We start from the raw sequence: 12807 nt of genomic DNA on the forward strand, positions 1-12807 counted from the left end.
TAATAAAATAAAGTTAAAAACTTTGACTAATTACTTAAGTTACATTTTTTATTATATAATGAATGAAAAAATTAATCATTATTTTTTGTTAGAATTAATGTATTTTTAAGGAGAAATTAATAAATTAAAGGAGTTTTGTTAAATGAGTAGTTATGCAAAGGTGGTAGTACCTGGTTCCCCTATTACTAAATCTAATTTTAAGCTACATAATAAAGATGGTAGAGCCATACTTCCTAGTAATACTGGTAAGTCCCATGATAGATACGCAATTTATGAAGAACAAATAGCATACTATTCTAGAATCCAAAATCCGGGAATAATTTTAGATGAATCTCTTATTGCCGTGCTAAAAGTCTACTATAAAAGCGAAAAAAGACATCCAGATACAGCCAATATTACTAAGAGTATTTTTGATGGCATTGAGAAAAGCGGTCTTATAGTTAATGATGCCCAAATTACTAGAATAATAACTGAAGAGTTTTATGATAAAGAAAACCCTAGATTCGAGTTGGAATTCTTTGGTGAAAGTGAATATGAGATTTCTTATTCAGTTAGAAAAAAAGAAGTTTCCTCTGATAAAAAAATCTATTCTAGTTTAAAAAAGTCAAAAGTTCCTAAAACAAGTGCTAATAGTGAAAAAAAAGTTAATGATGGCTTATTAAAAGATAATAACTTATGCGAGTTTTGTAAGAAAAAAATTAATGACTCTAATGTTATTAAAGCAAATGGTGGAAAAACTTTAATATGTAGAAGCTGTTTTAATAAATTATTTTAATGAGGTGACTTTAATGCAGAATAAAAATTTTATTTTTATTGGAGATAGCTTAACCTTTGGATATGGAGTTAACAAAAATAAAACTTGGATAGAATGCTATAAAAAGTTTTGTATTGAAAAAGGTAAGGATTTCAATCTTATTAATAAAGGTATTAACGGAAACACAACTACAGATATGTTAAATAGATTTACTGAAGATGTTACGAACTTAAATCCATCTATAATTTTTATAATGGGTGGAACTAATGACTTATTATCTAATAGGTCATTAGATTCTATAATAAACAATATTGAATTAATGATCCAGGAATCATTAACTTGCACAGATAGTGTTATCATAGGAATTCCTCCAAGAATTATTAAAGAAGATGCATATAGATTATTTATGCCTTCATTAACTTATGATTACTGTGAGGAAAGTCTACCTAAACTTAGAGAAGTATTAATAAAATTATGTAACAAGTATAAGTTAATATATATTGATTTTTATGACCTTACTTATTCTATTAATCATAATAAATATTATATTGATGGTATTCACTTTAATGAAAATGGTCATAAATTATTATTTAATGAATTCATAAATAATAATTAACTAATGAAAAAATTTAAAGAAGCTGTCTTTTAGGGCAGCTTCTTTTTATTATGCTACAGAACTATAGAAAGCTAATAGCCATAATTCCAATTACAAGCTTCAATTGAATATTTACAACTTTAGATTTATTAATGAATAATAATATACAAAGTTTACTAGTAGACATAACTTTTAATATATTCTGCCGCCTTCTTACCTACTATGTATCCAACTTCCCCACTATTAAAAATATCCGAATCCCATGTTAATACAGTACCACAAGCAAATATTCCCTTAGCTGTAGTTTCATAATTATTGTTAACTACTAAAGAAACATTATTGATTATTCCAATTTTAGCTTTTCTCACGCAAGATATTTCTGGAAAATATCCTACTGTTAATACTAATGAGTCACATTGTAAAGTAGTTACTTTTGAGGTATTAATATCTTCTATATCTATACTTTCAATTCTATCATCACCATTTATATCTACTACTCTTGCGTCCTTAATAATATTAATATCAAATCCTTTTATAAATTCCTTCCCTCTTTCATCTAAAAAGCCTCTATTAGTTACATCAACTATAGCATTAACCTTTGCTCCTTCAATTAATAATCTTCTAGCTAAGATTAATGACCAATTATTTTTACCTAATATTATAACTTCTTTTCCTGGAAGATATCCCTGTAAATTAATTAGTCTGTGAGCAGAAACTAAGCTATAGATTCCTATGTACTTATGAATAGGGATGTTAATATTACCAGTGAACCTTTCCCTACAGCCTGAAGCTATTATAATAGAGCTTCCCTTAATATCCTTTACCCCTTCTTCAGGATTTACATAAGTTATTACTTTATTTTGAGTTACTTCTAAAACTTCTGTATCTAATTTATAATCTCCACCAGCCTCTTTAAAGTCATTAATTAACTTACTTCCAAGTTCAGGTCCTGTTACTTCTTCTCCTAAATAGTATTCACCAAATCCGCCATGTATAAATAGATTTAGATTTCCACCTAAATCACTATCTCTTTCTAATATTAAAACTTTTTTAATTCCATTTTTAAGAGCAGAAACCCCGGCAGATAAGCCAGATGCTCCACCACCAATTATAATTAAATCATATTGAAGCATTATACCCTCCATTAATATTTAATCTATGTTTCATATACAATCTTTTTACAACTTATATAGAAATGCATAATAATATTATATCATAAAAAATTATTTTCCAAATTTTCTTTTAATTACTTTTCTTAACATTAAAAATTAATAATTTCTTATTTGATTTATAAAAGTCCCTATAATATAATTTAGTTATTGTTAAATTATACAGAAAGGAAAATAGTGAACTTCTTCAATTTAGTTCATTATTTAGGTGCGATATATTGGACAAGTTTATAGAAAAAATAAAAGAAAGATTCTTAGGTATATTTACTATTCATGGCATAATGAGAATATTATTATTCCTAATTCCTTTCGTTGCCATAGTCATTAAATCTATCATTTTCCAAGGCTTTGTTGTTAATAGAGATCCATATTTACTTGACTTTGGACTTGGTCTTAACTCAGCAAAACCTTTTATCAATTATTATTATGCATTTATTCTTATCTTCCTTAGCTTTGCATTATTATTTAAAGGTAAAGGAAGAGTTATATACTTATTTATAATTGATGTAATAATAACAGCATTAATAGTACTAGACGTAACATATTTTAGAGGCTTCTATACTATGCCTTCAGCGTTATTATTAACTCAAACTGCAAATTTAGATAATATGGGCGGAACTATAATGTCTATGTTTAGTAATATGGATTTCTTATTCATATTAGACTTTATAGTATTAGGTATATTCGTATTCTTTACTAGAAAATCTTATACTACTGTTAAAAGAAGAGCTCCTATTAGCTTTTTAGTAATATTAATATCTAGTATAGTTTTTATAGCTTATGTACCTTTTAACCTTCATATACTAAAAAATGAAGATGTTAAGAATGGATACATATTCTCAAACTATGATCCAACAAATACAGCAAGATATTTTTCACCATTAGGTTACCATATATTCGATGCTTATAATGTTTATCAAGACTCTAAGCCTTATGAATTAGAGGATGAGGACAGAAGTCAAATAGAGGAGTTTTATGCTAGCAAAGAAAACTTACCTGACAATGAATATGCAGGCTTATTAGAAGGTAAAAATCTTTTAGTTATCCAAGTAGAATCACTAGAAAGCTTTATTATTGGTAAAGAAGTAAATGGACAAAAAATCACTCCAGTTATGGATGACTTAATAAGTAAAGGTCTATACTTCCCTAATATTTATGAGCAAGTAAATGAAGGTACAAGCTCTGATGCAGACTTAATGATTAATACTTCAATGTTCCCAGTAAGAAGGGGTAGTACTTTCTTTAGATATCCTGGAAACACTTATAATTCATTACCTAATCTTTTAGAAGAAAAGAATTATAGTACAATAGCTATTCATCCAGATAAGGGTTCTTTCTGGAATTATGTAAATGGACTTACAGGAATAGGCTTCGATAAATTTGTTGACTTCTTTTCCTTTGATGAAAATAGTGAAATGATGGGACTAGGAATATCAGATGAAAGTTACTTTACTCAAGTAGTTCCAATGATTAAGGAATTAAAAGAACCATACTATGCCTTTACTGTAACATTAACTAATCATGGACCATTTGACTCTATTCCAGAAGAGAAGAAAGTTCTAGGCTTAAATGAAGAACTAGATAAAAACGAAATGGGTGGGTATTTCGAAAGTGTAAAATACACTGATACTCAAATTGGTGAATTCTTAAAGAAATTAGATAATGAAGGTTTATTAGATAATACTGTAGTCGTTATTGAAGGAGACCATACTGGAGTTCATAAATACTATAATAGTTCTGTTGAAAAATTATCTAATAAGGAAGATTGGTACCTAGATAATGGTCACCATACTGTTCCATTTATAATTTGGTCTAAAGATATGACTGAAGGAAAAACTTTTGATGTTAAAGGCGGACAAGTAGATATAATGCCAACACTTTTATATTTATTAGGTGTTGAAAATGAAAAGTATATAAATACAGCATTAGGAAGAAACTTACTTAATACAAATAAATCCTTTGCAGCTCTAACAAACCTAGATGTTGTAGGAGACAACCTTACAGAAGAAGAAAAAGAAATGTATAAAAATATTATGTTGCTATCAGATAAAATGATTAGAAGCAACTATTTTGAGAATGAGAATAATTAAAGAATTAAAAAATTAGGGGATTATTGATGTGATTCTTTAAGAGTTAAGAGCTAAAAGTTAAAATTTAAGGACTTAAAATTGTGGAAATAATTCCTTCAGAATTAATAAATTAAAAAGAGCTGTTGCATTTGCAACAGCTCTTTCTCTATTATCTATTTTCAGTAATTCCGGAGGAATTACCTCCTTCATTTTTCATTCTTCATTATTCATTAAAAATTCAGCTAAGCTGATTTTTAGTTTTTCCCTGCTATGCTTAGACCTTCTACCCTTAAGGATGGGCTTCCAACACTACTCATAGGGAATTTTAAATCAGTTCCTACTTCAACTACATTTTTTAATAAATCGAAGAAATTACCTGCAACTGTTATTTGTTCTACAGGAAAGTCTTTTTTCCCGTTCTTTATATAGAATCCTTTAGCTGCTAAAGAAAAGTCTCCTGTTATTGAACTTGCTCCTGAATGTAATCCAGCAAACTCAGTAATTAACACTCCTTCTCCTACCTCTTCTAATAACTCATCAAAGGATTTGCTTCCTTTTTGAATATAGAAATTAGTTGGTGAAACTCCAACTGGTGAAGCATAAGAATTCTTAAATCCATTACCAGTAGATTTCGTATTTCCCTTGTGGGCAGTTTTTAAATTATGAAGTAAAGTCATTAACTTACCTTCGTGAATTATATCTTTTTTCTTAGTTGCTACACCTTCATCATCAAAAGGTACAGAAGATAAACCATCTACTAAATGAGGATCATCTAGTAAAGTCACTTTATTACTAGCTATTATTTCTCCTTCCTTACCTTTTAATAAGCTTAATCCCTTTTGAGCTGCATCTCCACTAAAGACACCAGCAAAAGTTGAAAGCAAGGAAACCATAGCCTCATTATTAATTATAGTTTTATATTTTCCTGACGGAATTGATTTTCCACCAATTCTAGAAACAGCTTCATTAATACCATCTTCTGCAATCTTCTTAGGATTTACATCTTCTAATGATTTTGCTGTTACATAACCCATTCCATCATGCATATCTTCTCCTTCTTTAATTATTGGAACTACATATGCACTTAGTAAGTTAGATTTATTTTCTAGATTTAATCCCTTAGAATTAATTATTCCATATTTAGATTTACTATATCCTATTCCACAGCCACCAAAGCTAGCCACTCTATTATCTAACGCCTTAGATTCCTTTTCCATGCTTAAGGCTAAATCTATAAGCTTATCTGCTGGAATATTTTCCAAAGCTTCATAGTAAGAGCTTACTTCAGCATATTCTTTATCTCCTTCATAGATAAATTGAATATCTTCATTTTCAATAGTTAAAGCGCTTTCTTTAGAATTTTTAACTAACATCCTTATAGCATCTTCATCTAATATCTCAGTATAAGAGTATCCTATTTTCCCATTTATTTTACCTCTAAAAGATAATCCATAGGAAGTAGTTAAGCTATATTTTTCAACTTCCTCTTTATAAACATTTATGCTTAAACTTTCTCTATCAACATAATAAACTTCATATTCATCAAATCCATTATTTTTAGCTTCTTCAAATAACTTATCTATAAATTCTTTTAATTCCATATATATTCCCCCCTTATCTTCCACCTACTGTTATTTCTTTTACTCTAATCATAGGTTGACCTACATTAGTTGGGATACTTCCAGATACAGAACCACACATACCTTGACCTTGAGCTAAATTCTTACCTACCATATCTATGTTAAGTAGAACTTCACTACCTTTACCTATAAGACTTGCACCTCTAACTGGTTCTTGTATTTCACCATTTTTAACTATATATCCTTCTGAAACAGCAAAATTAAATTCACCAGTAACTGGATTTACTGATCCACCACCCATTTTCTTTGCATATAATCCATCAGAAATAGATTTAATTATTTCTGCTTCATCATCATTACCAGCTGCAATATAAGTATTTGTCATTCTTGAAGTTGGCGCAAACTTATAGTTTTGTCTTCTTGAACTACCTGTTGCTTCCATGCCCATTCTTCTACCATTTAATTTATCTATTAAGTAACCTTTTAATATTCCATTTTCAATTAAAACATTCTTTTTAGTTTTATTTCCTTCATCATCAATATTTAATGATCCCCATGCATTAGGAATAGTTCCATCGTCTATTGCAGTAACCTTAGTTGATGCTATTTGTTTTCCAAGCATATTAGTAAATACTGAGTTTCCTTTTGCTACAGCTGTAGCTTCTAAAGAGTGTCCACAAGCTTCATGGAATATAACTCCTCCAAAGCCATTATCAATGGCAACTGTCATCTTTCCTGCTGGACAAGGTTTAGCATGAAGGATAGTAGTAGCTACTCTTGAAGCTTCCCTACCATAATATTCTGGATCTATATCATTAAATAACTCAAACCCTTTATGAGCTCCTGGACCTTCAAAGCCAGTTTGATTTTCTCCATTAGCTGAAGCCACTGAACTAATTGAAAATCTTGTTCTTACTCTTCTATCTTCAGTTAATAATCCTTCAGTATTAGCTATTAATATATTTTGTTCTTTATCTAAATATCCTACTGATACTTGAGATATTTCATCACTATATTCCTTAGCAGCTTTATATCCTGCCTTCATAACCTTAATTTTTTTATCTGCACCTATTGAAGATGGAATATATATTATTGGGTTGTTATTATAAATTTCTTTTTTATTTAAAACTATACTTATCTCTTCCTTTAACTCTCCAAGTGCTAATGCTGCCTTTTCTGCAGTATCTAATAAAGCAGATAAAGTACTGTTATTAGTATAGGCATAAACACTCTTATACCCCTTAAAAATTCTTATTCCTATTCCATGAGTTCTACCAGAAATGGAATTTTCAACTTTACCATTTAAAATACTTATAGATGTATCTAAAGTATCTTCTTCAAATATCTCTGCAAAGTCTCCTCCTGTTATTAAACATCTAGCTAAAACACTAGATAATATATCCTTTGATAACATAATTTAATCCTCCTCCATATCTATTTCTATACCATCTTTAAAGGCCCTAGACCAAGTAGATACATAAGAACCACTTGCCCATTCAACCATTATTATTTCTTCATCTTTCTTTAGGTTTACAACTGCTAGCGGGCTTCCCTTAATATTTTTATCTTCTAATTCATATATTAAAAGCTTATCGTTAAATGTAATAAATGCTAGTCTCCCTGTTGGCGCTGTATAAGCATCAGTAATAAAAGGGAAGTTACTCTTTAAATCCTTCCAAGGAATAAGCAAAGTATCATAATTTAATAATTTTTTATTTGGACTTAATGATAATTTAAAAGTAGTTCCATCATTATCTAAATCATTAGTCATTATCTTACTGTTAAGTGTCCATCTCCCATCACTTCTTTTGAGAGTAAAATTAGTATAATCTATTGTTGAAACTACATCACTTTTATTATTATTTAAAGCATTTACAGCTTCATTAAAATCTTTTTTATATTTTTCTTTAGCTTCGCTTGAAAATATTTCATCTATACTGACTCCTACATTAGAGTTAATATTATCAACTGGAATAGTTTGATATGATGTGAAAATATTATTAAAGTTATTTCCTTCATATTTTTCTATTGAAATATAATCATTAGAAATGAAATTAATATTCTTATATACATTTTGGTCAGTATTAAATACAAAGCTATGTTCTTCAACTTTTCCATCTAAAGGCTTTGCAGTAAAGTATTCTATATGTTTATTATCCTTACTATATATATCTTTTTCAATTGTCCATATTCCATTTAGCCTTGGAAATATAATATTATCTTTTTCCATAATAGGTTGTAGCTTCTGATCCTTAAAGGATACCCATATTGTTCTATATTCCTCAGTGCTATAATCACCATTTTCCATTAATATTCTTGGAGTTTTTAAGGTTATCATAGCTCCTACATCACTATTATAATCTTCATTAAGTATTTCTGCTTCTATTTTTCCCTTTGAATAGTCTAAATCCTTAGGTTCTTTATCTTCTCTCGTTAGTTCAATTAACATACCTGAGTAAAATAAATATCCACTATCGTTACCTAAATCAAAGAATTCTCCCACTATACTATTAGAGTCAATAATTGAAACAATATTTAATTTTGAAGTATTATCAATAACATCCTTAACCTTTAGGTTTAGTTCATATGATAATATATAATTTTCATCAACTACCTTTAATTTAAAACTTGGATTAGAGTACTCCTTATTAAAGATAGAAATTTTCTTATTAGAAATACTTATAAAATCTCCTATTTGGTTTAATAATACATCTTTATTCTCTATTTCTTCATCTAATATATCAATATTGATTATTTTCCAAGTACCATCAATTGACAGCCCTTCATTCTTAGGTGCCTTTATAGATTGTGTATCTTTTCCATCTACTTTACTACAACCTACTATTAAAGTAAATAATAATATTAAAAGCAAAACTCCACTTCTCTTTAATGCCTTCATATTATTCCTCCCTTATAATAGGAATAATAACTTCAACCTTAGTTCCTATTCCTAGCTCACTATATATATTAAATTCTCCATTATGGAGTTGAATAATCTCATCGCAAATAGATAGTCCTATACCATTTTGTGATTTTGAATTTTTTCCTTTAAAAAACTTTTCTTTTATCTTAGGTAAGTCTTCTTTAGATATTCCACTTCCATCATCATTAATTACAAACTTAATTTTATCTTCATTTTTATAGACATCAAATTCAACTTTTCCACCAGGTTTATTAAATTTGAAGGAGTTATCTAAAATATTTATAAACACTTGTTTCATCCTATTAACATCAGCATATATAAACTCATCCACATTATTTTTAATAATTAATGCTATATTTTCCTTCTTAGCCCTTGGTATCATAAATGATTCTATATGACTTATAAGGTCTTTTATATTAAATTGTTTTTTCTCTAAAGTTACCTTATCATTAATAAGTCTTGAGAAGTCTAGTAACTCTTCCACCATTAGAGACAATCTATCAGTTTCCTTTTCTATTATTTCAAATCCTAGCTTCAATGTTTCATCATCTGTTTCGCTACTATTTAAAGTTATAGTCCATCCCTTTATAGCTGTAAGTGGTGTTCTAAGCTCATGAGATACTGAAGATATAAATTCATTTTTAAGTTGCTCTCTTTTAGATATTTCATTGGCCATAAAATTAAGAGTATTAGATAATTGCCCTATCTCATTTTCTTTATTAATAGCACTTCTAACACTTAAATTTCCACTCCCCATCTTTTCAGCAACTTTATTTAAATACTTTATAGGTTCAATTATGCTATTAGCTAAAATTATACTTAATACTACTCCCATAATAAGTACTGCAGCAGAAATACTTATAAATATAAACATTATATTTGCTATAACACCGTCAATCTCTTCTAATGAAGTAATAAACCTTAATATACCTACTACTTCTCCATCTACTTCTAATGGATATGATACTGCCATAACCTTATTGTTATAATAACTTACCCTTCCTACCCACCTTGATATCTCTCCTTTTAAAGCCTTAGCTACATCTGGAGAATTACTATAATTAAAGTCATCTACTCCTATCGAATCCATAAGTAGATTCCCTTTTGAGTCAAATATTTCTACCTGTGCATCATTTTCATTCCAAAAAGCATCAACATTATCATAAATATTTTCTACTAACGTTTTAGAAGAAAAATACTTATTATAAAAGCTTACTGATACATCCATCCTGCTTTTTAGTAAATCCTCAGTATTATCATAGTAATATTTTCTTATAAATATCATAAGTAATATATTAAGTAAAACAACTGTTGAAAAAATTATAATAACTATTCCTCTAAGTAATTCATTTTTTATGCTTTTCATACTCTTGACTTCCACCTATATCCTATACCCCATATAGTTTCTATATAACTTGGATTAGAAGGATTATCTTCAATCTTCGCTCTAAGCCTTCTAATATTAACATCAATAATTTTTACATCTCCAAAATAATTTTCTCCCCAAACTAGATCCAATAACTCATCTCTAGAGAAAGCTTTATCTGGATTTTCTAAGAATATTTTCATAAGTAAAAATTCTTTAGGAGTAACATCTATTTCCTCGCCGTTTTTAATGACCTTTTGTGAATATAAATCTAATACAAAAGGTCCGAGCTCCAGCTTACTCTTTCCTTTTTTATCTCCACTAATTCTTCTAAGTAGAGCCTTAACTCTAAGAACTACTTCCAAAGGATTAAAAGGTTTAACAATATAATCATCTGCACCATATTCTAATCCCATTATCTTATCCATGTCCTGGCCTTTTGCAGTAAGCATTACTATTCCCATATCAGGAAAATCACTTCTAAGTTTGCTACATACCATAAATCCATCTATTCCTGGAAGCATTACATCTAATATTGCCACTTGAGGTTTCATTGACTTAGCTAACTTTATTCCTTCTTCTCCAGTAGCCGCCTCTATAACTTCCAAATCATTTCTTTGTAAATTTATCTTTAAAAATCCTCTTATGCTATCTTCATCTTCAACTAATAATATTCTTTCCATACTAACACCTCAAAATTTATATTATAAGAATTAAATTGTTCTTCTACAAATAGATTTATAAATAAATTATACCCTATGTAATAAATAATTAGAAAGGACTAATAAAAATTAATAAAAAACTCAGGACACCCCTGAGTTTTTATACAGTAATAATAGCTTCTAAATTATAAATACTACTAACACTTTAATTATTCCCTATTTTAAAGTTCTAAATTCAAAACCTTCTCCTCTTAAATAATCAATAGCACTTTGTAAGTAATCCACAGTACCTTTTTTCATATCTGTATCATGCATTAAGACAATTACAACATCTTGATCAAGAACTGTTTCTTGAAGATTCTCTAATAAAACTTCTTTAGGCTTATCATAACCTTCAGCATCCCCATTTAGTGAATTCCAATCTACTTGTATTATGCCTCTATTTTCTAATTCTACATCTAAAGCAGCAGTTCCATTCCAACTTGAATGTCCCCCTGGTAATCTAATTAATCTTGTAGAAAAATCCTTACCTAGCTTGTCCTTTAATAACTTATCATTTTTTTCAAAATCATTTAAAAATGCTTGTACATCAACAGTTCTATTTGGATAAAGAATTGAATACTCATGGGAATAACCATGACTTGCTATAGCATGTCCCTCTTTTGCCATCCTTTTTAATATTTCCTCTGACCTAGGATTTCTTTCTATTGAGCTTCCTAAAGTAAAAAATGTTGCTTTAATGTCATTTGCATTTAAAATATCTAGAATCTTTTCTGTTGAATGTTCTGATGGTCCGTCATCAAAAGTTAAATATGCAATTTTTTTATTATCTTCTCTATAGAAGTTCCATTTATACATAGTTTCTGGAACAACAACTGATGCATCATCTGCATTTATATCTTCTTCTAAGGCTAGGTATCCTGAATTATCTAAAGGCATATTATTTTCAATATCTAAATCATCTTCATTTTCCTCACCCTCTATATCTTTATTAATAACATCATCACTTTTACTATCATTTTCTGCTGTCTCTTTTTCATCAGAATTATTATCAATTATATCTGCTTTCGTCTCAGTAATATCATGTCTGAATTTATTTACAAAAGTAAAAATTGCAAAAGTGCTTATAAATAAAATTGTGAGGAATAGTATATATTTCTTCATATATTTCACTTTCTTGCTTCTTCTAGTTGTACTTCTTCTTTTCATAGTTTTCATCCCCTAATCTTATTTTTAATAAATTCATTAATATCCAATTTAATTTTCTCTCGTTATATATCTATAATATAATTATACAAAACAATATTAGACTAATCTTTACAATATGCTGAATAATAGTTACGAAAAGGTTACAGTTTTCTATTAAGTAACAATTTCTAATTTAATACACCTTTATTTTTTATCTATCTTATAAATAAAAAAGAGTTTTATAACAATAGACATAAATCTACTCTTATAAAACTCTTAAAATTAAAATGGCTCCGTGGAGAGGATTCGAACCTCCAACCTATCGGTTAACAGCCGAGTGCTCCACCATTGAGCTACCACGGAATACTATAAATTAATTTTAAAATTAAATTGGCTCCGCGAAGAGGATTCGAACCTCCAACCTATCGGTTAACAGCCGAGTGCTCCACCGTTGAGCTATCGCGGAATATTTACTACATTAGTTATTATATCAACTTTTAC

The 12807-nt window shown here is 28.6% G+C and carries 10 protein-coding genes and 2 tRNA genes; 3 read left to right on the forward strand and 9 right to left on the reverse strand.

All coding sequences use genetic code 11. The features are described 5' to 3' along the window. The first annotated feature begins 142 nt into the window (after positions 1-142). Positions 143-775 (forward strand): RusA family crossover junction endodeoxyribonuclease, encoded by a 633-nt coding sequence (locus E6248_RS07195; RefSeq protein ID WP_316340141.1) that lies wholly within the window; start codon positions 143-145, stop codon positions 773-775. Between the two features lie 13 nt (positions 776-788). Continuing rightward, positions 789-1370 (forward strand): GDSL-type esterase/lipase family protein, encoded by a 582-nt coding sequence (locus tag E6248_RS07200; protein ID WP_316340142.1) that lies wholly within the window; start codon positions 789-791, stop codon positions 1368-1370. Positions 1371-1525: 155 nt separating this feature from the next. Here the strand turns inward: E6248_RS07200 and E6248_RS07205 are convergent, their stop codons facing one another. Beyond that, a complete protein-coding gene (locus E6248_RS07205) occupies positions 1526-2482 on the reverse strand; it encodes an FAD-dependent oxidoreductase (RefSeq protein WP_316340143.1) in 957 nt (318 codons plus the stop codon). 317 nt (positions 2483-2799) lie between these two features. Here E6248_RS07205 and E6248_RS07210 point away from each other — a divergent pair, with 317 nt between their 5' ends. After that, positions 2800-4608, forward strand: coding sequence for an LTA synthase family protein (locus E6248_RS07210; protein ID WP_316340150.1), 1809 nt, complete (start codon positions 2800-2802; stop codon positions 4606-4608). Positions 4609-4841: 233 nt separating this feature from the next. Here the strand turns inward: E6248_RS07210 and E6248_RS07215 are convergent, their stop codons facing one another. From E6248_RS07215 to E6248_RS07250, 8 genes are all read right to left on the reverse strand, one after another. Further along, a complete protein-coding gene (locus tag E6248_RS07215; protein ID WP_316340144.1) occupies positions 4842-6188 on the reverse strand; it encodes a TldD/PmbA family protein in 1347 nt (448 codons plus the stop codon). A 13-nt stretch (positions 6189-6201) separates the two neighbouring features. Next, positions 6202-7581: a TldD/PmbA family protein gene (locus tag E6248_RS07220; protein WP_316340145.1), complete on the reverse strand. Its 1380-nt coding sequence runs from the start codon at positions 7579-7581 to the stop codon at positions 6202-6204. Positions 7582-7584: 3 nt separating this feature from the next. Beyond that, a complete protein-coding gene (locus E6248_RS07225) occupies positions 7585-9066 on the reverse strand; it encodes a hypothetical protein (RefSeq protein WP_316340146.1) in 1482 nt (493 codons plus the stop codon). 1 nt (position 9067) lies between these two features. Beyond that, positions 9068-10456, reverse strand: coding sequence for a HAMP domain-containing sensor histidine kinase (locus tag E6248_RS07230; protein WP_316340147.1), 1389 nt, complete (start codon positions 10454-10456; stop codon positions 9068-9070). Beyond that, on the reverse strand, positions 10453-11139 hold the full coding sequence (locus E6248_RS07235; protein ID WP_316340148.1) for a response regulator transcription factor: 687 nt from the start codon (positions 11137-11139) through the stop codon (positions 10453-10455). The genes E6248_RS07230 and E6248_RS07235 overlap by 4 nt, the downstream gene beginning before the upstream one ends. Before the next feature lie 195 nt (positions 11140-11334). Continuing rightward, complete coding sequence (locus E6248_RS07240) at positions 11335-12327, reverse strand: polysaccharide deacetylase family protein (protein WP_316340149.1); 993 nt, start codon at positions 12325-12327, stop codon at positions 11335-11337. A gap of 267 nt (positions 12328-12594) precedes the next feature. Then, positions 12595-12669: transfer RNA gene (locus E6248_RS07245), tRNA-Asn, on the reverse strand. Positions 12670-12697: 28 nt separating this feature from the next. Beyond that, positions 12698-12772 (reverse strand) — tRNA-Asn (locus E6248_RS07250). Between the last annotated feature and the right edge of the window lie 35 nt (positions 12773-12807).

Origin of the sequence: Clostridium sp. (genome assembly GCF_032552055.1) — a bacterium.
Classification (GTDB): Bacteria; Bacillota; Clostridia; order Clostridiales; family Clostridiaceae; genus Clostridium.